The following is a 24,400-nucleotide window of genomic DNA, read 5'->3' as shown; positions in this document are numbered from 1 at the left end:
AGACGGGACACCTTACATTTTCGGCATGCCGCCGCCGGGCAACATTCCGCCCATACCGCGCATCATTTTCGCCATTCCGCCTTTGGCGGAGAATTTCTTCATCATCTTCTGCATCTGCTTGTGCTGCTTGATCAAGCGACCGATGTCCTGCACCTGAGTACCGGAACCCATGGCGATCCGGCGCTTGCGCGAACCGCTGATCAGCTCAGGGTCGCGGCGCTCGGCCGGGGTCATGGAATTGATGATGGCTTCCATCTGTTTGAATTGTTTTTCTGCAGCGTTCTGGGCATTGCCCATTTGCGACAGGTTGACGCCGCCGATGCTCGGCAGCTTGTCCATGAGCCCGCCGAGGCCGCCCATGTTCTTCATTTGTTGCAGCTGATCACGGAAGTCTTCGAGGTCGAAGCCCTTGCCCTTCTTCAGCTTCTTGGCCAGTTTGTCGGCTTTGTCTTTATCGAGGGTCGCTTCGGCCTGTTCGATCAGGCTGAGCACGTCGCCCATGCCGAGAATCCGCGAAGCGATACGCTCAGGGTGGAACGGATCGAGCGCTTCGCTCTTCTCGCCCATACCGATGAACTTGATCGGCTTGCCGGTGATGGCGCGTACCGACAGGGCGGCACCGCCACGGGCGTCGCCGTCGACCTTGGTCAGAATCACACCGGTCAGCGGCAGCGCATCACCGAAGGCCTTGGCCGTGTTGGCCGCATCCTGACCGGTCATGGCGTCGACCACGAACAGGGTTTCGACCGGGTTGATCGCGGCATGCAGCGCCTTGATCTCGCCCATCATTTCTTCGTCGATGTGCAGACGACCGGCGGTGTCGACGATGACCACGTCGATAAATTTCAGTTTGGCTTCTTTAATAGCAGCGGTGGCGATGTCCACCGGTTTCTGGCTCAGATCGGACGGAAAGAACGTCACGCCGATGTCGTTGGCCAGGGTTTCCAGCTGTTTAATAGCGGCCGGGCGGTAAACGTCCGCCGACACGACCATGACCGACTTCTTCTTGCGCTCTTTAAGGAAGCGCGCCAGTTTGCCGGCGGTGGTGGTTTTACCGGCGCCCTGCAGACCGGCCATCAGAATGACGGCTGGCGGTACGGCGCTCAGGTTCAAATCTTCGTTGGCCGCGCCCATCAGGCTTTCGAGCTCAGCCTGGACGATCTTCACGAACGCCTGGCCCGGCGTCAGGCTGCGCGACACCTCGGTGCCGACAGCGCGCTCCTTGACCGAATTGACGAAGTCCTTGACCACCGGCAGGGCGACGTCGGCTTCGAGCAACGCCATGCGCACTTCACGCAGGGTGTCTTTGATGTTGTCCTCGGTCAGCTTCGCCTTGCCAGTGACATGGCGCAGCGTCTGCGAGAGACGGTCGGTTAAGTTTTCAAACATTGCGCGATCCTTTCAGGCCCTGTGTAGACCGGGATAATGGCGGCCCAGACCGGAATCAACATGTGCTCGGCGAGCCTGCGGCGTGGGCAGGTCGCGGATTATAGCGAAGACTGCGGCTGGCGGACACCTCGCTGTCAGCTTCCTGAGTCTTTCGTGTCGTGGCGGTTCTATGCCAAACTCAGCCCCTTTCGGGCTTGCCTAACAGGATTTATGCTCCCCTTGTCACCGAGTTTGCTGACCACCCTCGCCGCCGCCCTTCTATATGCCGCTGCGACCCTTTATCAGAGCACCCGTCTGGCCACCGGCGCCAAGGCGAACAAGCGCCTGCTGGTTAGCCTCGGCGCGCTCGCCGTGGTGGCCCACGCTGCCAGCCTGCTCACGCATTTGCTGACCCCGATCGGCCTGGGCCTGGATTTCTTCAGCGCCTCCAGCCTGATTGCAGCGGCAGTGATCGCGCTGACGCTGATCGCCTGCTCGCGCATTCCGGTGGAAAACCTGCTGGTGCTGCTGTTCCCGCTCGGTGCGGTGACCGTGCTGCTGGCGCAGTTCGCGCCAACCGGCACGGTGCAGATCATCGATGAAGAGCCGGGTATCCTCGCGCACATTCTGTTGTCGATCCTCGCCTACGGCATGTTCACCATCGCGGTGTTCCAGGCCTTGCTGCTGCTGGTGCAAGACCACCAGCTCAAGCACAAGCACCCGTCCGGGCTGATCAAGAACTTTCCGCCGCTGCAAACCATGGAAAGCCTGTTGTTCGGTTTCCTCTGGGCCGGCTGGACGCTGTTGTCGCTGTCGCTGATTTCCGGCTGGCTGTTCGTCGAGAACCTGTTCGCTCAGCATCTGGTGCACAAGACCCTGCTGGCGTGCCTCGCCTGGATCGTGTTCAGCGTACTGCTGTGGGGCCGCAATCGCCTCGGCTGGCGCGGCCACAAGGCGATTCGCTGGACCCTCGCCGGTTTCTGCCTGCTGATGTTGGCGTACTTCGGCAGCAAACTGGTTCGTGAATACATCCTGCACATCTGACGGGCGGCATAAATGGACGCTTTGCCCATAGGGCCGATGCTCGCGGTATTTGTCCTGCTGATTTTGTGGTCAGGGCTGTTTACCGCCGTCGAAATCGCGCAGCAACACTTGCTCGCGCAACGCACCGCCTCGCGCGCCAGCGATAAACCGCTGGCGAAGCTGAGCTTCCCGCTCGACAGCCTGATTCTCTGCAATACCCTTTGCCGTGCCCTCGCCGTGATCATCGCGACGCTGCTGGCGATCTTCCTCTGCGAGGAAAATGGCCCGTGGGCTGCGTGCCTCGGTGCCGGGGCAATCCTGCTGGTGTTTGCCGATTACTTCCCGCGCACCGTCGCCCAGCGCTACCCCGATGCGGTGCTGGCGTTCGGCAATACCTTGCTGGCCGTGCCGTTGAAGATTGTTTATCCGTTTGCCTGGCTGTTCAGCCGTATCAGCGGTTTGCTGATGAGCCCGTTTGCTCGCAAAGTTCAGGTCGTGCAGCAAAGCGAAGATGACTCGCCCGCCGATCGCTACGACGATCCAGAGCATCCAGTGCGCGCGCACCCGGTTTCAGGCATTCATGCGCTGGACAACATCACGGTCAACGACATTCTGGTGCCGCGCAGTGACGTCGACGGCATCAACCTCGACGATTCTCTCGAAGAGATCATTGAGCAACTGCGTCACAACAAACGTACGCGCCTGCCGGTTTTTCACAGCGACATCAATCAGGTTGAAGCGGTGCTCAACACCCGGCAGATCCGCCATCTGCTGAGCAACGGAGATCTGACGCTCGAAGCCTTGCTGGCCGCCAGTTACGAGCCGTACTTCGTGCCGGAAAGCACGCCGCTGCAACTGCAACTGCTGAACTTCCACAAGCAACAACGCCGCCTCGGCATGGTGGTCGACGAGTACGGCGAAGTGCTTGGCATCGTCACTCTGGAAGACATTCTCGAAGAAATAGTCGGCGAATTTGAAAGCGAGCACAGCCTGGATAATCCGCATATTCATCCGCAGGGCGATGGCCGCATGGTCATTGACGGTGCCGCGTCGATCCGCGAATTGAACAAGTGTTTGGGCTGGCATTTGCCGAGCGATGGGCCGAAAACGCTGAATGGACTGGTGACTGAAGCGTTGGAGACGATTCCCGAGAGTTCGGTTTGCCTAAAGATCGGGCGTTATCGGCTGGAGATTCTTGAGACTGAAGAGAACCGGGTTAGCAAAGTGCTGATTTGGCATACCTCTTCTGTGCCTGCTTTGGTGCCTGCCCGATAGAAAGATCAAAAGATCGCAGCCTGCGGCAGCTCCTACATTTGAAATGCGTTCCCATGTAGGAGCTGCCGCAGGCTGCGATCTTTGCTCTTGTTTGATCGTTAGCCCCCTTCCTATAATCAAATCAGCTTACCCAAGCCCCGCCAAACCGCGTGCTTACCCCGCACCCAACAGGTTTCGGCTATTTCCGCTGTACTCCGGCGACTGTTCCTACCTGAAACAGCGACCGCGCCTCATCCCACATCCCTGGGTGTTCGACCATAATAATTCGCTCCAACGGAGCTCATGACTGTCAGGGATCACCGCATGACGACCAGTACCGCTTATAGCGACACCGCGCCTGCCCAACCGACGAATTCCGCCACCCGCGTGGCGACGGCGAGTTTTATCGGCACCGCCATCGAGTTCTACGACTTCTATGTTTACGCCACGGCGGCCGCTTTGGTGATCGGGCCAGTGTTCTTTCCACAGACCTCCGGCACCGCACAGATGCTTTCGGCGTTTCTGACCTTTGGCATTGCCTTCCTCGCCCGACCGCTGGGCTCGGCGTTGTTCGGCCATTTTGGTGACCGTATCGGGCGCAAATCGACGCTGGTCGCATCCTTGCTATTGATGGGTGTGTGCACAACGCTGATTGGCGTGCTGCCGGGGTACGCCACCATCGGCGCATGGGCGCCGATTCTGCTGTGCGTGCTGCGCTTCGGGCAGGGGCTGGGATTGGGCGGCGAATGGGGCGGTGCCGCCCTGCTCGCCACGGAAAACGCGCCGAAAGGCAAACGTGCCTGGTTTGGCATGTTCCCGCAGCTCGGCCCTTCGATTGGTTTTCTCGCCGCCAACGGTTTGTTTCTGACCTTGGCCATGACGCTCGATGATGAGCAATTCCGCAGTTGGGGCTGGCGGATTCCGTTTCTGCTCAGCGCAGCACTGGTGATGGTCGGTCTGTATGTGCGATTGAAACTGCATGAAACACCGGTGTTCGCCAACGCCATCGCCCGTCAGGAACGGGTGAAAGTGCCGCTGGTCGAGCTGTTCAGCCAGTACTGGGCGCCGACACTGCTGGGCGCGGCGGCAATGGTGGTCTGCTATGCGCTGTTCTATATCTCGACGGTGTTTTCCCTGAGTTACGGGGTTGCCACACTCGGCTATAGCCGTGAGACGTTCCTTGGGTTGCTGTGCTTCGCTGTGCTGTTCATGGCCGCCGCTACGCCATTGTCCGCGTGGGCCAGCGACCGTTACGGGCGCAAACCGGTGCTGATCATTGGCGGTGTGTTGGCGATTCTTTCCGGGTTTCTGATGGAGCCGTTACTGACTCAGGGCTCCACTTGGGGCGTAGCGCTGTTTCTATGCATCGAGCTGTTTTTGATGGGCGTGACGTTCGCGCCGATGGGCGCGTTGTTGCCGGAGCTGTTTCCAACCCACGTGCGTTATACCGGTGCTTCGGCGGCGTATAACCTGGGCGGCATTGTCGGGGCCTCGGCGGCGCCGTTCTTTGCGCAAAAACTGGTGGCGATGGGTGGTTTGAGTTATGTCGGCGGCTATGTGTCGGCAGCGGCGGTGCTGAGTTTGATTGCGGTGCTGTGTTTGAAGGAAACCCGCAATAGCGACCTGAATCAGATTGCCTGACAGAAGATCAAAAGCTTCGCGAGCAGGCTCGCTCCCACAGTGTTTTAGGGTTGGTCACAGATTCTGTGTTAACCCAATCCCATGTGGGAGCGAGCCTGCTCGCGAATGTCGCAACTCGGTTTAGAGTTCTACGACAACAGCCTGAGCAGCACGAGTCGCCTTGGCACGAGCAGCCTCGATCGACTCATCCCGCGCCAGCGCCACACCCATGCGACGCTGACCATTCACTTCCGGCTTGCCAAACAGACGCAGCGCCGTGTCCGGCTCGCTCAACGCCGCGCCGAGGTTGGCGAAAGCGGTCTGAGTCGACTGCCCTTCCACCAGAATCACCGCCGAAGCCGATGGCCCGAACTGACGGATCAATGGCACCGGCAAGCCCAGAATCGCGCGAGCGTGCAGGGCGAACTGCGACAGGTCCTGCGAAATCAGTGTCACCAGACCGGTGTCATGCGGACGCGGCGAGACTTCGCTGAACCACACCTGATCACCTTTGATGAACAGCTCGACGCCGAACAGACCACGGCCACCCAGCGCCTCGGTCACGGCTTTGGCAACACGCTCGGACTCAGCCAGGGCAATCGGGCTCATGGCTTGTGGCTGCCACGATTCCTGATAGTCGCCCTTCTCCTGACGGTGGCCAACTGGCGCACAGAACGTGGTGCCGCCGATGTGGCGAACGGTCAGCAGAGTGATTTCGTAGTCGAAATCGATAAAGCCTTCGATGATCACCCGACCTTTGCCGGCGCGACCGCCCTCTTGCGCGTAATCCCAGGCTTTCTGCACGTCATCGGCGCTGCGCAGCAGACTCTGGCCTTTGCCCGACGAGCTCATCACCGGTTTGACGACGCATGGGAAGCCCAGGTCCTCAACGGCTTTGCTGTAGTCCTCGAAAGTGTCGGCAAAGTGGTACGGCGAGGTCGGCAGGTCCAGCTCTTCAGCGGCCAGACGACGGATGCCTTCACGGTTCATGGTCAGTTGCGCTGCGCGTGCGGTCGGGATCACGGTGAAGCCTTCGGCTTCCAGTTCGACCAGGGTGGCGGTGGCGATGGCCTCGATTTCCGGCACGATGAAGTGCGGCTTCTCGGCTTCGATCACGGCACGCAGGGCGGCGCCGTCCAGCATGTTGATCACGTGGCTGCGATGCGCAACTTGCATGGCCGGCGCGTTGGCGTAACGGTCAACAGCGATCACTTCAACGCCCAGGCGTTGCAGCTCGATCACCACTTCCTTGCCCAACTCACCACAGCCACACAGCAATACGCGGGTCGCGGTTGGCGACAATGGAGTTCCGATACGGGTCATCTCAGGTCCTCAAAGAAGCGGATCATCGAGGAAAGCAACGCCTGACGCGCTTTCCATGGGGAGAAAGCGCGGCATTTTACATGAACCTGAGGGTTTGGCTTCAGCCGGCGACGGCCTGTTTGCGCTCACGCCAGGCCATGATCAGCCAGACGGCGGTGACACCGGCGAATTTCGAGGCCAGCGCGGTGATGATCACCGGTGGTGTCAGCAGGTCGATCATGCCGAAAAAGATGAAGGTGTCGAGGGGGATGCTCAGTGCCGAACTTATCCACAAGCGGTCGCGCAATGGCCGTTTGGTGATGCTGAACACCAGCCAGTCGATGCACTCGGAAACCGCGAACGCCGTGGCGCTGGCCAGCGCGATGGAGGGATCGGAGGTGACGTAGGACAGCACCAGCGCCGCCAGCATTGCCACGATGGCGCCGTGGCCGAAGCGGGTTTGCACCATATCGCGCAACACGAAGACCAAACCGCCCCAGGCCGACCAGATGATGTCCAGGTGTGGCGCGGTGGAGAAGGCGAAGTTGATCAGCACGACGCTGCTGATGTAGGCGATGAGGAAAATCATGGAGGCGACCTGGCAGATTGGCGCACAGATTACTGGACCCGCAGATCAAGAGCCACCCCCTCACCCCAGCCCTCTCCCCCATGGGGGGCGAGGGGAAAAGGGAGCAGATCTTCGTTGAATCAAATCCCGAGTTCGACTGGAGAACGCAGGCCGGTACGGACCGAACAATCAACCCGGTCATTCCCTCCCCCTTCAAACGAAGGGAAGGGAGCCTGTTGGGGGCCTTTCAAATCTTGAGTCCGACTCGACATGTCAGGTCGGCGTATAGCGAAAGACACTTCGGTCAGTCCCCTCTCCCCCTGGGAGAGGGTTAGGGTGAGGGCACTCTCAAGCCGATCACGACTTCGAAGGGATCATCCACACCAGCCCACTCGCCTTCGCTCGCTCATGACACACCCCCAACACCACACGGCGCTCGTCATTGCTCATGCGGCCCCAGCGCGTGATCTCCTCGACCGTACGCTGGCAGCCAGTGCAGATATCAGCCTCATCCAGCGCACAGATATTCACGCACGGCGAGGCGACAGGTCTTTCGGGCGTGTTCATTCTTCCTGCTCAACCAGATCGCGCGCATAACGCTGGGAGTTATGCACATAGTGGGCGGCGCTGGCCTCGAGCATCTTCTTCTGCGCCTCGGTCAGCTCACGCACGACTTTGCCCGGCGAGCCCATCACCAGCGAACCGTCAGGAATTTCCTTGCCTTCGCCGATCAGCGAGTTGGCGCCGATGATGCAGTTCTTGCCGATTTTCGCGCCGTTGAGAATGACCGCATTAATGCCGATCAGGCTGTAATCGCCGACGGTGCAACCATGCAGCATGGCATTGTGGCCAATGGTCACGCCGGTGCCGATGGTCAGCGGGTAGCCCATGTCGGTGTGCATCACAGTGCCATCCTGCACATTGCTGTTCTTGCCGATCAGGATCAGTTCGTTGTCGCCGCGCAGCACGGCGTTGAACCAGACGTTGGCGCCCTCTTCGAGTTTGACCTTGCCCACCAGCACGGCATTGGGGGCGACCCAGCTTTGTGGATGGGTCTCGACACGGGCGTCGCCCAAGCGGTATTTCATCTTGTTTTCCTCAGGGCTCACGGTGATGGCCATTCGAACGATGGCTTACGTATCAATAAAGCTTTTCGGCGGTTGGTGCAGACTGATCTTGGCGTCATAGAGCAGATTGATCAACTCGACGATCATGATCGCGGTCAGCCCCCAGATCTTGTATTCGCCAAACCGATAGCTCGGCACGTACCAACTGCGGCCCTGATAGTCGATGCGGTGCGTGTGTTCGCGAGGGTCTTTGCGGAAGAACTCCAGCGGCACACTGAACACGGCTGCGATTTCGGCATCGTTGGCGCGGTACTCGACAAAATCGGGGATGACGCCGACATACGGTGTGACCTTGATGCCGTGCAGAGAAATCAGGGGGCTGAGTGGACCAATGACTTCTACCAGGCCCGGCGGCAGGCCGATTTCTTCTTCGGCCTCACGTAGTGCGGTGAAGATCAAATCCGGGTCTTCCGGATCACGGCGCCCCCCTGGGAAGGCGACTTCGCCACCGTGCGTCGAGAGCCCGCTGGCGCGCAGGGTCAGCACCAGTTCCGGCTCGTCACTGCGGGTGATCGGCACCAGAACGGCGGCCTCGGGGAAACGTGTGTCGGTCTCCAGCGCGCGCGGTGTGTGGTTGCTTACCCTATGCAGTAGCTCGTCCAGCATGAGTGTTCTCGATCAGTGCCTTACCCTGCATCATGCACCAATCATTGCAGCCGCCCAAGCCCCCGAAACCCGCCGTGTCGCGAAACGACAACTTGCCGACCGGCACCGCTGCACGCCAAGATAGGCGCAGCATTCAGGAAGCCCAGCATGAAATTTTGCAGCCACTGCGGTAACCCGGTCACCCAGCGCATTCCCGAAGGCGATTCGCGGCTGCGATTTGTCTGTGACAGCTGTCAGACCATTCACTATCAAAATCCCAATATCGTTGCCGGCTGCGTGCCGACCTGGGGCACGAAAGTGTTGCTCTGTCGCCGCGCCATCGAGCCGCGCCTCGGTTACTGGACCTTGCCCGCCGGTTTCATGGAGAACGGCGAGACCATCGAGCAGGCCGCCGTGCGCGAAACTGCCGAAGAAGCCTGCGCCCGGGTGCGTAACTTGAGCATCTATACGCTGATCGACGTGCCGCACATCAGTCAGGTGCATGTGTTCTTCCGCGCTGAACTGGTGGATCTGGACTTTGCTGCGGGCCCCGAGAGCCTCGAAGTGCAACTATTCGACGAAGCCGACATTCCCTGGGACGAGCTGGCTTTCCGCACGGTGGGGCGTACCTTAGAATGCTTCTTTGCTGATCGGCGTGTTGAGGTGTATCCGGTTCGTTCGGAATCGATTCCGCCGCTTGCTCAGCCTGCCATTACTTGATTTCGTCGCCGGCCAGCCGATAACTCGAGCACGTCTGCACAACACCTATAAATCATATATCTGCGTCATTCCTGGGGAATCGTTTCAATGCGCTGGTTGCTTGCCCTGTTCTGCCTGTCGTTCGTTACCGTCTCCCAAGCGTCATTCGTGACCACCGTGACGCCTGCGAATACCCCGCTTATCGAAAAAGTCCTGGTGCTCAAATCGGCGCATCAATTGCAGCTGATCGCCGACGGCAAGCCACTCAAGACCTATCGCATTTCCTTGGGCAAGGGCGCTAAAAAAGGTCCGAAACTGATTGAAGGCGACAAACGCACGCCGGAAGGTTTCTATTGGATCGACTGGCGCAAGACCAGCGACAAATTCAATCTGTCGATGCACATTTCCTACCCGAATATCAGCGACTCGGCCCGCGCCCGGCGTGAAGGCGTCGAGCCCGGCGGGATGATCATGATCCACGGCACGCCGGATTCGGAAGAAACCCCGGAAGACCTGTTCCACACCCTCGACTGGACTGATGGCTGCGTCGCCATGCGCAACGTTGATATGCGCGAAGTGTGGAATCTGGTGCCGGACGGCACGATGGTCGAAATCCGCCCTTAACCAGCGACCGCTGGTCACCCGCAAAAAAATAAATCAAAAGATCGCAGCCTGCGGCAGCGCCTACAAGGGTGATACCACTCTCAACTGTAGGAGCTGCCGCAGGCTGCGATCTTTTGCTTTTTACAGCCCACCTTTAATACCACTTCAAACCAACCCCTCTAAAAATCGCCATTTCATTGGATTAACCGCCCATTGCCTGCGTTGACATGGTATTCAAGTGGTATTAATTTCCGCCTCACAAGCGAGCCACAACAATCCTATACTCGCGACGGAAATGCCCTACATGAACGACCTCCACGCCCTACGTCCCGATGACTCCCAGCCGACGCCGCTGTACCTGCAGCTGGCACGCAATCTGGAAGCTGCGATTCATGCCGGGCAGTGGAAGTCCGAGCAGGCGATGCCCTCGGAACGCAACCTCAGCGAGCAACTGGGCATTTCCCGGGTGACTGCCCGCAAGGCATTGGAAGTCCTCCTCGATCAAGGCCTGATCCGTCGCCTGCAAGGTTCCGGCACGTTCATCACCCCACGCCTCGAACAACCGCTATCGCGCCTCTCCGGCTTCAGCGAAATGCTCCGCCTCAAGGGCTTCGTGCCCAGCTCGCAATGGCTGGAGCGGGAAATCACCCTGCCGACCCACGAAGAACTGATCCGCCTCAGCCTGTCGCCGAACGACAAGGTTGCGCGCATGAAGCGTCTGCGCAAAGCCGATGACACGGTGATGGCCATCGAAATGAGCACCCTGCCCGCCTCGATCATGCCCAAGCCGCAACTGGTCGGCGATTCGCTCTACGAATACCTCGACGGCATCGGCAAGCCGATCGTCCGAGCCCTGCAGCACATCCAGGCGATCAACGCCTCCGACGAGTTCGCCGCACTGGTCGGCATCGCCCCCGGCACCGCGATGCTGCTGATGACCCGCGTCGGCTATCTGGAAGACAACACACCGATCGAAGTCACCGACACCTATTGCCGCAACGACTATTACGACTTTGTTGCAGAGCTGCGCCGCTAGGCGGCCCAAAGCGAGAATCAAAATGTCCGAAGACAACATCCTCACCGCCAGCGGCTGGGTTCGCGGCCGGCTGATCCACGAACACGGCAAAGTCGTGTCGATCGAAGGCGTACCCTGTGATCCGGCAACTAATGATCTGCCGTATCTGCTGCCCGGTTTCATCGATCTGCACGTCCACGGCGGTGGCGGCAAAGACATCATGGAAGGCGCCAGCGCTTTCGAAACCATCACCAGAACCCACGTGCGTTTCGGCACCACCTCGCTGCTGGCCACCACCATGACCGCGCCGAGTGCCGAGATCTCCAGCGTGTTGAAGGAAGTAGGAGAATTCTGCGAAAAGCGTCCGAAAGGCGCCGCGCGCGTCCTCGGCGTCCACCTCGAAGGCCCGTACATCAACCCCGGCAAACTCGGCGCGCAACCGAACTTCGCCCACACCGCGTTGATGGCCGAAGTCGAAGAATACCTGGCACTGGCGCCGATCCGCGTGATCACTATCGCCCCGGAAATCGCCGGCCACGACGCTTTGATTCGTGAACTGAGCAGCCGTGGCGTGCGCATGCAGATCGGCCACACCCTCGGCAGTTACGAAGAAGGCGTCGCCGCACTCGATGCCGGCGCGACCAGTTTCACCCATCTCTACAACGCCATGAGCCCGCTGCATCACCGCGAGCCGGGCATCGTCGGCGCCGCACTGGCCCACGCCAAATTCGCCGAACTGATTCCGGATTTGTTGCACGTGCATCCCGGTGCCATTCGCGTGGCCCTGCGTTCGATCCCGTGCCTGTATTGCGTCACCGATTCGACCGCTGCCGCCGGCATGCCCGACGGTGAATACAAGCTCGGCAGCCACACCGTGACCAAATGCCTGGGCGGCGTGCGCCTGCCCGACGGCACTTTGGCCGGCAGCACGCTGACCATGGATCAAGCCCTGCGCAATCTGGTGAAGATCGGTCTGCCGATCGCCGAAGCCTCACAACGTCTTTCGCAATTCCCCGCCGACTACCTCGGCATTACTGAACGCGGGCGCCTGCAACCCGGGGCCTGGGCCGACTGCGTGCGGCTCGATCGCTCACTCACACTGACCGCCGTCATGGTCGAAGGAGAAGACATTGACTTCAAAAATGCTTGAGGAGGCGCTGTCCTCGTTCGAGGCCGTGCAAGCCCAACTGCAACAGCTCGACCCGCAACTGATCGAGATCGCCGGGCGTCTGCGCCGTCAGCCGCCGCAAGTGGCGATGACGGTGGCGCGCGGCAGCTCCGACCACGCGGCGAGCTACTTCGCCTACCTGACCATGCAGCAACTGGGCGTGCCGGTGGCGTCGTTGCCGATGTCGGTGGTGACCATGCAGCAGGCGCCGTTGAAGGTCAGCGGTCAGGTCGCGTTCGCCTTTTCGCAATCGGGGCAGAGCCCGGATCTGGTCAACAGCCTGCGTTTGCTGCGCAAGCGTGGCGCGCTCAGTGTGTCGATGGTCAACGCCGCCGATTCGCCACTGGAAGCGGCGTGTGAATTCAGCGTGCCGCTGCTCGCCGGCACTGAAAGCAGCGTCGCCGCGACCAAGAGTTTTATCGCCACCCTCAGCGCCAGCGCCCGGTTGATCGCGCACTGGAAAGAGGACAGCGAATTGCTCGAAGCCGGCAACGCCCTGCCCGAAGGCCTGCGCGAAGCCGCCAAACAGGACTGGAGCGTAGCCATCGAAGCGCTGCGCGATTGCGAGCGCTTGATGGTCATCGGCCGTGGTGCCGGTTTTGCCATTGCTCAGGAAGCAGCGCTGAAATTCAAGGAAACCTCGGCGATTCAGGCCGAAGCGTTCAGCAGCGCCGAAGTGCGTCACGGCCCGATGGCGCTGATCGACGAACACTATCCGTTGCTGGTCTTCGCCCCTCGCGGCGCCGAGCAGGCTGGTCTGTTGAGTCTGGCGGCAGAAATGCGTCAACGCGGCGCTCGCGTGTTGCTGGCCGCGCCGGACGACGTGAGCGAACGCGATCTGACCCTGACCCGCGCCGAGCACCCGGCCCTCGATCCGATTCTGGCAATTCAGAGTTTCTATGTGATGGCTGCCGGTCTGGCCGTGGCCCGTGGCATGGACCCGGATCAGCCGCGCCACTTGAGCAAAGTGACCCGCACGCACTAATTGAAGCAAACCTGTAGGAGCTGCCGAAGGCTGCGATCTTTTGATTTTGATCCAAAAAAACAAGATCAAAAGATCGCAGCCTTCGGCAGCTCCTACAGGGGACATCGAACCCGAGATTTAACCGATGAGACCGAGCCATGCACAACAACAATAAAGAGCTGACCCTCAGCGCCCCGCTCAGCGGCCCGGTGCTCACGCTCGCCAAAGTCCCGGACGCGGTGTTCGCCAGCGGCGCGATGGGCGACGGCATTGCCATCGACCCGATCAACGACACCCTGTACTCGCCGTGCGCCGGGGTGATCATTCACGTCGCGCGCACCGGCCATGCACTCACGGTGCGTGCCGACAACGGCGCGGAAATCCTCCTGCACCTGGGGCTCGACACCGTTGAGTTGAACGGCGAAGGCTTCTCGATGCTGGTCAAGGATGGCACGCGCGTCAGCAAGGGCCAGCCGTTGTTGCGCTATGACCTCGACAAGGTCGGCCAACAGTGCAAAAGCCTCGTCAGCTTGTTGATCCTGACCAACAGCCAGGATTTCCAGGTACGGCCGATCACGTTGAAAGCGGTGAAAGTCGGCGAGCCGCTGCTGCACATTGTTGCGCGCAACGGTTCGGCAGCGAGCGCTGAAGTCGTCGGCGGGCCGGAGGTTCATGGTCATGTGCTGGTGGCTCATCGCGGTGGTTTGCATGCGCGCCCAGCCGCATTGATTCGGCAGACTGCGCAAGGTTTCAAGAGCCAGTCGCAACTGCACTTCGCCGGCAAATCGGCGCCGTGCAACAGCCTGATCGGTCTGATGGGCCTGGCGGTTGGCGAGCAGGATGAAGTGCAGGTCAGCTGTCAGGGGCCGGATGCTGAAGCGGCGCTGCAGGCGTTGCTCACGGCGTTGGCCACGGCGCTGCCGGATGATCATCACGCTGCTGCACCGATCCATGTTGCGCCTCTTAAACGTCCGGCCGAAGCAGGTGTGTTGCACGGTGTCTGCGCCGCACCGGGATTGGTCGGCGGGCCGCTGTTTCGTTTGAACGCGATCAGTTTGCCGGTGGATACGGGCAATCATGATCCGTTGCAACAACTGCAGGCGCTCGACACTGCATTGAATCAGGTGCGCAGTGAAATAGACGGTACCCTCGCCCAAGCGAAAAAGCACAAGCATGCCGACGAAGAAGCGATCTTTGCCGCGCACTTAGCACTGCTGGAAGATCCGGCACTGCTCGATGCTGCACAGCAATCCATCGAACAAGGCACGGCGGCGACTCACGCCTGGAGCCAGTCGATCGATGTGCAGTGCGAAGTCCTGCAACACACCGGCAGCGCGCTGTTGGCCGAACGCGCCAATGATCTGCGCGACCTTAAACAACGCGTGCTGCGCGCATTGCTCGGCGAGGCGTGGAATTACGATGTACCCGCCGGTGCCATCGTTGCTGCACATGAATTGACGCCGTCGGATCTGCTGCAACTCAGCGCGCAAGGTGTCGCCGGGTTGTGCATGGCCGAGGGTGGCGCGACTTCACACGTGGCGATTCTGGCGCGCGGCAAAGGCTTGCCGTGCATGGTGGCGCTGGGTTCGACGCTGCTTGATCAGCCGCAAGGTCAATCGGTTGTGCTCGATGCCGACGGTGGTCGTCTGGAACTGACGCCCAACGCTGAACGTCTGGCTGAAGTGCAACAGGCGCAAATCGACCGCCAGCAACGCCGCGACGCGCAACAAGCCAAGGCCCATTTGCCGGCCGAAACCCGCAATGGCGTGGACATCGAAGTCGTTGCCAACGTTGCCTCCAGCGCTGAAGCGGTGGAGGCCTTTGCCAACGGCGCCGATGGGGTCGGTTTGCTACGCACCGAGTTCCTCTTCGTTGATCGCCAGACCGCGCCGGATATCGAAGAACAGCGTGCGGCCTATCAAGGCGTGCTGGATGCGATGGGCGACCACTCGGTGATCATCCGCACCATCGATGTCGGCGGCGACAAGCAACTCGATTACCTGCCGCTGCCGATCGAAGCCAACCCGGTGCTCGGTTTGCGTGGCATTCGCCTGGCTCAGGCGCGTCCGGAAATTCTCGATCAACAATTGCGCGCGCTGCTGCAAGTCAGCCCGCTGCGCCGCTGCCGAATCCTGCTGCCGATGGTCACCGAAGTGGATGAGCTGCTGCACATCCGCCAGCGCGTCGATGCGCTGTGCCTGGAGATGGGCATCACGCAACGCCCGGAAATCGGCGTGATGATCGAAGTCCCCGCCGCCGCGCTGCAGGCCGAACAACTCGCCGAACACGCCGACTTCCTTTCGATCGGCACCAACGATTTGTCGCAATACACCTTGGCCATGGATCGCGATCACGCAGGTTTGGCAGCCCGCGTCGATGCCTTGCATCCGGCGCTGCTGCGTTTGATCGCCATGACCTGCGAAGGCGCGGCGGTGCACAAGCGCTGGGTCGGCGTCTGCGGCGCCCTCGCCTCCGATCCGCTGGCGACGCCGGTGTTGATTGGTCTGGGCGTTACCGAACTGTCGGTCAGCCCGGTGCAGATCGGTGAAATCAAGGATCGCGTGCGCCAGGTGCACGAAGCCGAATGCCAGCGCCTCGCTCGTGACCTGCTCAAGCTGAGCAGCGCCGCCGCCGTGCGCCACGCCTGTCATCAACATTGGCCTCTGCGCTAACAAAAACAACAAGGACAAACGCCATGTACCAACTCTTCATCGAAGGCCTGCAACGCCTCGGCCGCGCGCTGATGCTGCCGATCGCGATCCTGCCGATTGCCGGCCTGCTGCTGCGTCTGGGTGATACCGATCTGCTGAACATCGCGATCATCCACGACGCCGGCCAAGTGATCTTCGCCAACCTGGCGATGATCTTCGCCATCGGCATCGCCGTCGGTTTCGCCAAGGACAACAACGGCACCGCCGGCCTCGCCGGGGTGATCGGTTATCTGGTGATGATCTCCACGCTCAAGGTGCTCGATGCGAGCATCAACATGGGCATGCTCGCCGGGATCGTCAGCGGCCTGATGGCCGGCGCGCTGTACAACCGCTTCAAGGACATCAAGCTGCCGGAGTATCTGGCGTTCTTCGGCGGCCGGCGGTTCGTGCCGATTGTCACCGGGTTTGCAGCGGTCGGACTCGGCGTAGTGTTCGGCTATATCTGGCCGCCGATCCAGCACGGCATCAACGCCTTCGGTGCGTTGATGATGGAAAGCGGCAGCCTCGGCGCGTTCGTGTTTGGCGTGTTCAACCGCCTGCTGATCGTCACTGGCCTGCACCATATCCTCAACAACATGGCGTGGTTCGTGTTCGGCAATTTCACCGATCCAACAACAGGTGCTCTGGTGACAGGGGATCTCTCGCGTTACTTCGCCGGTGATCCGAAGGGCGGCCAGTTCATGACCGGCATGTTCCCGATGATGATCTTCGGTCTGCCTGCCGCATGTTTGGCGATGTATCGCAATGCCCTGCCGGAGCGGCGCAAGGTGATGGGCGGGATCTTTCTGTCGATGGCGCTGACGTCATTCCTAACCGGGGTAACTGAGCCGATCGAATTCGCCTTCATGTTTTTGGCGCCGCTGTTGTATCTGCTGCATGCGTTGCTGACCGGGTTGTCGATGGCGATTACCAATGCGCTGAACATTCACCTCGGCTTCACCTTCTCCGGCGGTTTCATCGACATGGTGCTGGGCTGGGGGCGCTCGACCAATGGCTGGCTGGTGATTCCGGTCGGGCTGGCTTACGCCGTGGTGTATTACGCGGTGTTTGATTTCTGTATTCGTCGCTTCAACTTGAAGACGCCGGGGCGTGAGGATGTCGCAACGGCAGAGAAAGTGGTTCTGACCGAGAACGAACGCGCCAGCGCTTATATCAAGGCATTGGGTGGTGCTGAAAATCTACTGACGGTCGGCGCCTGCACTACGCGGTTGCGCTTGGAAATGGTCGATCGCAACAAGGCGTCCGATGCTGATTTGAAAGCGTTGGGTGCGATGGCGGTTGTGCGTCCGGGCAAGGGTGGAAGTTTGCAGGTGGTTGTCGGGCCGATGGCGGACAGTATTGCGGATGAGATTCGCCTCGCCATGCCTTCACTGGGGCGTGCGGTTCTGGTTGAAACAGCTGTTATTGCTGATGAGCCGAAAGCTTTTGTGGTCGCGAGTTCGGAAGCGCAGCAATGGCTGAATGCACTGGGTGGCGGCGACAACGTGCTGCAACTGGATTGCATTGCCATGAGCCGGATTCGCTTGTTGCTGGCAGATGGCAAGGCTCTGTCCGACGCGCAGTTAAAAGAGCTGGGTTGTCAGGGTGTCAGCCAGTTGGAGGGTGGTGTTTGGCACTTGTTGGTGGGTGACAAAGCTGCGAGTTTGAGTGGAGCACTTGAAGCTCTGCTCAATCGCATTGAGCCAAGTGCGAAGGTTTTAACCGCAATAAAAGTCCAACAGCCTTACTGACCCATGAAAAGCCGCCGTGCCAGGAAGCGCTGCGGCTTTTTATATCGTGTTACTTCGCTGGAACAACGATAAACGTGCGAACCGGTGACGTACCAGCGCTTCCTCTGGCCGTAACCGAATGAGCACCCACCATCAGACTCGTTAGGTGCGAATCCCAGAGTCCTGCAGCGCCGACGACTACTTGCCCCCTCAAAACAGCACCGTCGAAAATTTCAACTTTTTCTCCAGCATCTGCAACCCCGCTCAATTGCACAGAAGTTGCCGAGGTGGTGCCACCGTTGTCAATCACTCCCTTATCGTCTCTCACAGAGGTGATGACTGGCACAACATTTTTTTCAGCAGACATAGTCAAGTTCCTTCTTACCCGTTTGGATGGAAGGCTTATCTGACAGGAGTTGGAGGTATCGCGCCACTGTCAGAAATTACAGGTTAAGGGGTGTTTCCGATGAACGGTCAATGCCACATCTGCCACTGAGTTGAGCCGCGAACGTCAATCTACAAAGTCATGCGCTTGAGCAGGCTCGCCCCTATCCCAATGGGGCCAGCCTGTTTGCGATGTCCCCGTATGGATCAGGTTTGCGGGTCTACCCGATCCAGTGCGCGATTTACCGCCAGTTCGGCGAGCATGACGATTTGCTGGATGCCCAATACGGTGCTGCGCTGAGAACCGTTTAGCTCATTGGCGAAGTTGCCGGCCGCGGTACTTGCAGAGGCTAATGACTCGCAAGCGTGGGCGAGCAGGCTTTCGGTGTCGACCTGCGGACAGACCATGAACATGGTGCTAGGCCGGCGTGGCTTTGCGGGCTCGGGGCACAGGTAGAAGTCGAGGGCACGCTTGATGGCTTCGCGGTTTCGGGCCTGGTCTTCGGCGCGGAGGGCTTCTTCGAGTGGGGTTTTGGTTTCGTGGGGTGGGTCGGGGATCAGCTTGTCCAAAGTTCAACTCCTGCTACTGCAAGTGGGGATGCCATCGTTCGCCGGATCTCACGCGGCGAAGAGGTGGCAGCTATGTGCAGGGTGAGATCCACCGGAGCAGGCAACCGGCCAGACCGAAGTCTGCCCGCACACAGCCGCCATAAAACAGGCAGCAGATTGAGCTGGCGCCAATTATCGTAGTGTTGGCGCTAGTTGCAAGCATTCCGGGGATCTCACGCCCGGTCGCTGAATTGGCAGCGACAGGCAAAGACTAGAGAGCGGGCGTCCGACGGACAACCTGAAAACCTTGTGGGAAGGTTCTGGCTATTCGACACATCATTAAACAGCCAAAAGCAAACCCTCACCCTAGCCCTCTCCCAAAGGGAGAGGGGACCGACCAAGGTGTTTGGTGGATGTACGCCGACGTGAAATACCGAGTCGAATTCAGATTCTGAAACAGATCAAAAGCCCCTCACCCTCCCCTCACCCAGAGAGCGAGGGGACCGACCGAGGTGTTTGGTGGATGTACGCCGACGTGAAATACCGAGTCGAATTCAGATTCTGAAACAGATCAAAAGCCATTACCTTCCCCTCACCCAGAGAGCGAGGGGACCGACCGAGGTGTTTGGTGGATGTACGCCGACGTGAAAGACCGAGTCGAATTCAGATTCTGAAACAGATCAAAAGCCCCTCACCCTAGCCCTCTCCCAGAGGGAGAGGGGACTGACCGGGGTGTTTGGTGGATCTACGCTGACGTGAAAGACCGAGTCGAATTCAGATCTTGAAAAGCCCAAAAATCGACTCCCTCTCCCTCGGGAGAGGGCTGTGCGGGCGGCGTTGAGGGGCGAATCCACCACAAAACCAAAGCCGAACACCCCGTGCTCGTCACCACTCAATAGGCCGAGTGTCAGCTCGCCTGCTTTTGATCTTGATCCACCGGCCCCGTCGGCAGGCTGAGTGGAGGGATTTATCCGGGGGTGGGAGCGCAGCGACCGTTTGGCGTAGCCAAATGCATCGAGAGGAGGTGCAGCGCAGCAAACCGGAGGCGATGCGCCCGGATGGATCCCGGAGCGAAGGAACCCCGAGCTTTAGCGAGTGGGCCGAACGTTGGGGCAAGCGTTTTTGGTTACTTTTTAGGCGTTTGTAAAAAGTGACCCGCCGTAAGGGCGGAACCCTAAGAAGCCGTTACCGCAGCAACGGATATGTACCCGATCAGTCAGAACATCATTGCCTGATCCGACTCCTTCGCGAGCAGACTCGCTCCCACATTGGAACCCCATCGCCCACAAAATCGCAGGCAACAAAAAACCCGCAGACAATCACTCATCTGCGGGTTTCCTGTTTAAGCAGCAAGAAAGATCAGAAATCTTCCAGCCGCCACACCTCATAAGCCGGCGTCTCGTACGGATGACTGAGCTTCAACGCCGCCACAACAGCCACGATCAACTCATCCGCCACCACCAGCTCAACCTTCCATTCCTCAACCCGCTCAACCTGCCCCGCCTCGCCAATGAACGGCTGACTGCCGTCCAAAGGTCGAAACTGGCCCAAACCGAGCACCTGCCAAGCACAGTGGTCATAGTCACCGATCCGCCCACCACCGGCAGCGAACACAGCCCCTTTGACCACCTCGACATGACTGTCAGGAACAAAAAACGCCAGCTTGTACACAGGCCTTAGTTCACCCGCTTTTAGTTTACCCAGACCCGCGCATTACGGAACATACGCATCCAAGGTGCATCTTCGTTCCAGTCTTCCGAACGCCACGAGTTCTGCACGGCACGGAACACCCGCTCCGGGTGCGGCATCATGATCGTCACACGGCCATCACGGCTGGTGAGACCGGTAATCCCGCGCGGCGAACCGTTCGGGTTGGCCGGATAACGCTCGGTGACCTTGCCATGGTTGTCGACGAAACGCATCGCCACGCAACCCGACAGATCGGCTTCCAGCAGTGCCTCTTCGCTGGAGAACTCGGCGTGACCTTCACCGTGAGCAATGGCGATCGGCATACGCGAACCGGCCATGCCTTGCAGGAAGATCGAGTTCGATTCCTGGATCTGCACCATCGCCACACGGGCTTCGAACTGCTCGGAGCGGTTGCGCACGAAGTGCGGCCAGAACTCGCTGCCCGGAATCAGCTCGTGCAGGTTGGACATCATCTGGCAACCGTTGCACACGCCGAGGGTGAAGCTGTCGTTACGCTCGAAGAAGCCCTGGAACGCATCGCGGGCACGGCTGTTGAACAGCGCCGACTTGGCCCAGCCCTCACCGGCGCCGAGCACGTCGCCGTAGGAGAAACCACCGCAGGCCACCAGACCTTTGAACTCGTTCAGGTCGACACGGCCGGCCAGAATGTCGCTCATGTGCACGTCGATTGCGTTGAAACCGGCGCGGTCGAACGCAGCGGCCATTTCCACCTGACCGTTGACGCCCTGCTCGCGCAGCACGGCAACCTGTGGGCGGATGCCTTTCTTGATGTAAGGCGCAGCGATGTCCTGGTTGACGTCGTAGCTGAGCTTGACGCTCAGGCCCGGGTTGTCTTCTTCCAGCAGCACGTCGAACTCTTGCTCGGCGCAGTCGGCGTTGTCGCGCAGACGCTGGATCTGGTAGCTGGTTTCAGCCCAGGTACGTTGCAGCAGACGACGCTGGCCTTCGAACACGGTGTCACCGTTGAAGGTGATGTTGATCTGGCCATTGTTGATCGGCTGACCGATCACCGACACGCAGTCGCCCAGACCGGCCGCGCTGAATTGCGCGAGGATGTCTGGTGTGGCGTCCTGACGAACCTGGATCACTGCGCCCAGTTCTTCGTTGAACAGAATCGCAGCGATTTCTGCCGAGGACTCGGCAACGCTGTCGAGGTTCAGGCTCAGACCGCAGTGGCCGGCGAAGGCCATTTCCACCACGGAGGTCAGCAGACCACCGTCGGAACGGTCGTGGTAAGCCAGCAGATGACCATCGGCGTTGAGGCCCTGGATCACGGCGAAGAAGGCTTTCAGGTCTTCGGCGTCATCGACGTCCGGTGCGTGTTTGCCGAGCTTGCCGTGTGTCTGAGCAAGGATCGAAGCACCCATACGGTTCTGACCGCGACCGAGGTCGATCAGGATCAGATCGGTGGTGCCCTTGTCCATGCGCAGTTCCGGGGTCAGGGTCTGACGGATGTCAGCCACTGGCGCGAAACCGGTCACGATCAGCGACATCGGCGAGGTCACGGTTTTTTCTTCGCCGTTATCGCTCCAACGGGTGGCCATGGACATCGAGTCCTTGCCCACCGGAATGGTGATGCCCAGCTCAGGGCACAGTTCCATACCGACCGCTTTCACGGTGTCGTACAGACGTGCATCTTCGCCCGGATGGCCGGCAGCCGACATCCAGTTCGCCGACAGTTTGATGTCGGAGATCTTGTTGATGCGCGAAGCAGCGATGTTGGTCAGGGTTTCGCCGATGGCCATGCGACCCGACGCCGGAGCGTCCAGCAATGCCAGCGGAGTACGCTCGCCCATCGCCATCGCTTCACCGGTGTAGACATCGAAACTGGTGGCGGTGACGGCAACGTCGGCCACCGGAACCTGCCATGGGCCGACCATTTGGTCACGGGCCACGAGGCCGGTGATGGTGCGGTCGCCGATGGTGATCAGGAAGCTTTTGCTCGCCACGGCCGGGTGATGCAGAACGCGCTCGATGGACTCACTGATGTCGAGGTTCGACGGATCGAAGTCATCACCCAGTTCCGCTTCGCGAACCACCGAACGGTGCATGCGCGGGGCTTTGCCCAGCAACACTTCCAGTGGCATGTCCACCGGGTTGTTGCCGAAGTGGCTGTCGGTCACGGTCAGTTGCGGTTCAGCGGTGGCTTCACCAACAACGGCAAACGGGCAACGCTCACGTTCGCAGATCGCCTGGAAGCGCTCGAAGTCTTCCGGGCCGACCGCCAGAACGTAACGTTCCTGGGATTCGTTGGACCAGATTTCGTGCGGGGCCATGCCCGGCTCGTCGTTGGGAATGTTGCGCAGTTCGAAACGGCCACCGCGGTCGCCGTCGTTGACCAGTTCCGGGAAGGCGTTGGACAGACCGCCCGCACCCACGTCGTGGATGAAGCTGATCGGGTTCTTGTCGCCCAGTTGCCAGCAACGGTCGATGACTTCCTGGCAACGACGCTCCATTTCAGGGTTTTCACGCTGTACGGAAGCGAAGTCGAGATCCGCCGAACTGGTGCCGGTGGCCATCGAGGAAGCGGCGCCGCCGCCCAGACCGATCAACATCGCCGGGCCGCCGAGGACGATCAGCTTGGAGCCAACGACGATCTCGCCTTTCTTGACGTGTTCTTCGCGGATGTTGCCCATGCCGCCAGCGAGCATGATCGGCTTGTGGTAACCGCGAACTTCGTCACCGTGCGGGGTGGTGATCGATTGTTCGAAGGTACGGAAGTAGCCGGTCAGGGCCGGACGACCGAATTCGTTGTTGAACGCGGCGCCGCCGAGCGGGCCTTCGATCATGATGTCCAGTGCAGTAACGATGCGCTCAGGCTTGCCGTACGGCACTTCCCACGGCTGTTCGAAGCCCGGGATCTGCAGGTTCGATACGGTGAAACCGGTCAGGCCAGCCTTTGGCTTGGCGCCACGGCCGGTGGCACCTTCGTCACGGATCTCGCCACCGGAACCGGTAGACGCGCCCGGGAACGGAGCGATCGCGGTCGGGTGGTTGTGGGTTTCAACCTTCATCAGGATGTGCACCGGCTCCTGCACCGCGCCGTACTGGCGGGTTTCAGGGTTCGGGAAGAAACGGCCGGCAACGTTGCCGACGATCACCGAGGCGTTGTCCTTATAAGCCGACAGAACGCCTTCGCTGTGCATCACGTAGGTGTTCTTGATCATGCCGAACAGGCTTTTTTCCTGGTTCTCACCATCAATATCCCAACTGGCGTTGAAGATCTTGTGGCGGCAGTGCTCGGAGTTGGCCTGGGCGAACATCATCAGTTCAATGTCGTGCGGGTTGCGCTTCAAACCGTTGAAGGCGTTGACCAGGTAGTCGATTTCGTCTTCGGCCAGGGCGAGGCCCAGCTCGGTGTTGGCTTTTTCCAGCGCGGCACGACCGCCACCGAGGATGTCGATCGCGGTCAGCGGCTTCGGCTCGGCGTGGCTGAACAGACCGGCGGCCTGTTCGAGGTTGGCCAGGACGATCTGGGTCATGCGGTCATGCAGCACGTCGGCAATCTGCTGGGCTTCGGCTTCGCTGAACTGACCAGCCACGTAGAAGGCGATACCGCGCTCCAGACGCTGGATCTTGCTCAGGCCGCAGTTGCGGGCGATGTCGCTGGCCTTGCTCGACCATGGCGAGATGGTGCCGAAACGCGGCAACACCAGAAACAGACGGCCGGTCGGCTCTTGAACCGGAACACTTGGACCGTACTTCAGAAGGCGCGCAAGCACCTGCTGTTCGTCGCCGGTCAGGACGCCGGTGACTTCGGCGAAGTGAGCGAATTCAGCATACAAGCCACTGACAGCCGGAACCTTCTGGCTCAGTTGCTCAAGGAGTTTGCTGTGGCGAAAGGCAGAAAGGGCAGGAGCGCCGCGCAGGATCAACATCTTCGGGACAGCCTCGGGAAGGGGTGTGCTTTGAGGCCGTGCATTCTAGCCTAAACCGCCCTCAACATCACCCGAAACGCTACGCACGGTTGCACTCGGGTATCAATCTGTGTTTCCGACTTCAGAGTCAGGTAAATCAGCTATTCAGAGGCCGCTTATTTTT

20 protein-coding genes are annotated in these 24,400 nt (G+C 60.1%); 10 read left to right on the top strand and 10 right to left on the bottom strand.

Annotated features, from left to right (window positions below; genetic code table 11):
• Positions 1–12: 12 nt before the first annotated feature.
• A complete protein-coding gene (gene ffh / locus HU718_RS06210) occupies positions 13–1,389 on the bottom strand; it encodes a signal recognition particle protein (protein ID WP_007908988.1) in 1,377 nt (458 codons plus the stop codon).
• 210 nt (positions 1,390–1,599) lie between these two features.
• Between ffh and HU718_RS06205 the strand changes: the two genes are divergently transcribed.
• From HU718_RS06205 to HU718_RS06195, 3 genes are all read left to right on the top strand, one after another.
• Positions 1,600–2,412, top strand: a complete 813-nt coding sequence (locus HU718_RS06205; RefSeq protein ID WP_038357737.1) for a cytochrome C assembly family protein — start codon at positions 1,600–1,602, stop codon at positions 2,410–2,412.
• A 12-nt stretch (positions 2,413–2,424) separates the two neighbouring features.
• On the top strand, positions 2,425–3,666 hold the full coding sequence (locus HU718_RS06200; RefSeq protein ID WP_186612428.1) for a transporter associated domain-containing protein: 1,242 nt from the start codon (positions 2,425–2,427) through the stop codon (positions 3,664–3,666).
• Between the two features lie 303 nt (positions 3,667–3,969).
• Positions 3,970–5,286: an MFS transporter gene (locus HU718_RS06195; protein ID WP_186612418.1), complete on the top strand. Its 1,317-nt coding sequence runs from the start codon at positions 3,970–3,972 to the stop codon at positions 5,284–5,286.
• Between the two features lie 120 nt (positions 5,287–5,406).
• Here the strand turns inward: HU718_RS06195 and purT are convergent, their stop codons facing one another.
• The 5 genes from purT to HU718_RS06170 all read right to left on the bottom strand — a co-directional run bounded on the left by purT (position 5,407) and on the right by HU718_RS06170 (position 8,868).
• Positions 5,407–6,588, bottom strand: coding sequence for a formate-dependent phosphoribosylglycinamide formyltransferase (purT, locus tag HU718_RS06190; protein WP_102900595.1), 1,182 nt, complete (start codon positions 6,586–6,588; stop codon positions 5,407–5,409).
• A 100-nt stretch (positions 6,589–6,688) separates the two neighbouring features.
• Positions 6,689–7,156: a VUT family protein gene (locus HU718_RS06185; protein WP_016986366.1), complete on the bottom strand. Its 468-nt coding sequence runs from the start codon at positions 7,154–7,156 to the stop codon at positions 6,689–6,691.
• 336 nt (positions 7,157–7,492) lie between these two features.
• Positions 7,493–7,702 (bottom strand): DUF1289 domain-containing protein, encoded by a 210-nt coding sequence (locus HU718_RS06180; protein WP_186612416.1) that lies wholly within the window; start codon positions 7,700–7,702, stop codon positions 7,493–7,495.
• Positions 7,699–8,223 (bottom strand): gamma carbonic anhydrase family protein, encoded by a 525-nt coding sequence (locus tag HU718_RS06175; RefSeq protein WP_095138284.1) that lies wholly within the window; start codon positions 8,221–8,223, stop codon positions 7,699–7,701. The genes HU718_RS06180 and HU718_RS06175 overlap by 4 nt, the downstream gene beginning before the upstream one ends.
• Before the next feature lie 45 nt (positions 8,224–8,268).
• Positions 8,269–8,868 (bottom strand): CoA pyrophosphatase, encoded by a 600-nt coding sequence (locus HU718_RS06170; protein WP_150729519.1) that lies wholly within the window; start codon positions 8,866–8,868, stop codon positions 8,269–8,271.
• 147 nt (positions 8,869–9,015) lie between these two features.
• Here HU718_RS06170 and HU718_RS06165 point away from each other — a divergent pair, with 147 nt between their 5' ends.
• The 7 genes from HU718_RS06165 (at position 9,016) to nagE (ending at position 17,737) form a co-directional block, all read left to right on the top strand.
• Positions 9,016–9,567, top strand: coding sequence for an NUDIX hydrolase (locus HU718_RS06165; RefSeq protein WP_095119357.1), 552 nt, complete (start codon positions 9,016–9,018; stop codon positions 9,565–9,567).
• Positions 9,568–9,654: 87 nt separating this feature from the next.
• Positions 9,655–10,170 (top strand): L,D-transpeptidase family protein, encoded by a 516-nt coding sequence (locus tag HU718_RS06160; protein WP_077571251.1) that lies wholly within the window; start codon positions 9,655–9,657, stop codon positions 10,168–10,170.
• A gap of 283 nt (positions 10,171–10,453) precedes the next feature.
• Positions 10,454–11,185: a GntR family transcriptional regulator gene (locus HU718_RS06155; protein WP_102900597.1), complete on the top strand. Its 732-nt coding sequence runs from the start codon at positions 10,454–10,456 to the stop codon at positions 11,183–11,185.
• A 22-nt stretch (positions 11,186–11,207) separates the two neighbouring features.
• On the top strand, positions 11,208–12,314 hold the full coding sequence (gene nagA, locus HU718_RS06150) for an N-acetylglucosamine-6-phosphate deacetylase (RefSeq protein ID WP_186612414.1): 1,107 nt from the start codon (positions 11,208–11,210) through the stop codon (positions 12,312–12,314).
• Positions 12,295–13,317 (top strand): SIS domain-containing protein, encoded by a 1,023-nt coding sequence (locus tag HU718_RS06145; RefSeq protein ID WP_186612412.1) that lies wholly within the window; start codon positions 12,295–12,297, stop codon positions 13,315–13,317. Before nagA ends, HU718_RS06145 begins: the two co-directional genes overlap by 20 nt.
• Before the next feature lie 137 nt (positions 13,318–13,454).
• Positions 13,455–15,968, top strand: a complete 2,514-nt coding sequence (gene ptsP / locus HU718_RS06140) for a phosphoenolpyruvate--protein phosphotransferase (protein WP_186612410.1) — start codon at positions 13,455–13,457, stop codon at positions 15,966–15,968.
• Positions 15,969–15,991: 23 nt separating this feature from the next.
• Positions 15,992–17,737, top strand: coding sequence for an N-acetylglucosamine-specific PTS transporter subunit IIBC (gene nagE, locus HU718_RS06135; RefSeq protein ID WP_186612408.1), 1,746 nt, complete (start codon positions 15,992–15,994; stop codon positions 17,735–17,737).
• Positions 17,738–17,786: 49 nt separating this feature from the next.
• Here nagE and HU718_RS06130 read toward each other — a convergent pair whose 3' ends face one another.
• From HU718_RS06130 to purL, 4 genes are all read right to left on the bottom strand, one after another.
• Positions 17,787–18,083: a hypothetical protein gene (locus HU718_RS06130; RefSeq protein ID WP_016986354.1), complete on the bottom strand. Its 297-nt coding sequence runs from the start codon at positions 18,081–18,083 to the stop codon at positions 17,787–17,789.
• 224 nt (positions 18,084–18,307) lie between these two features.
• Complete coding sequence (locus HU718_RS06125) at positions 18,308–18,670, bottom strand: DUF6124 family protein (protein WP_095119363.1); 363 nt, start codon at positions 18,668–18,670, stop codon at positions 18,308–18,310.
• Positions 18,671–20,008: 1,338 nt separating this feature from the next.
• Positions 20,009–20,320, bottom strand: coding sequence for a YqfO family protein (locus HU718_RS06120; RefSeq protein ID WP_042607740.1), 312 nt, complete (start codon positions 20,318–20,320; stop codon positions 20,009–20,011).
• 20 nt (positions 20,321–20,340) lie between these two features.
• On the bottom strand, positions 20,341–24,237 hold the full coding sequence (purL, locus tag HU718_RS06115) for a phosphoribosylformylglycinamidine synthase (RefSeq protein WP_186612406.1): 3,897 nt from the start codon (positions 24,235–24,237) through the stop codon (positions 20,341–20,343).
• Positions 24,238–24,400: the final 163 nt, after the last annotated feature.

The organism is Pseudomonas tensinigenes, assembly GCF_014268445.2.
Taxonomy (GTDB): domain Bacteria; phylum Pseudomonadota; class Gammaproteobacteria; order Pseudomonadales; family Pseudomonadaceae; genus Aquipseudomonas; species Aquipseudomonas tensinigenes.
The sequence above is the reverse complement of the archived record's forward strand: the minus strand, read 5'-3'. Positions and strand labels throughout refer to the sequence as shown.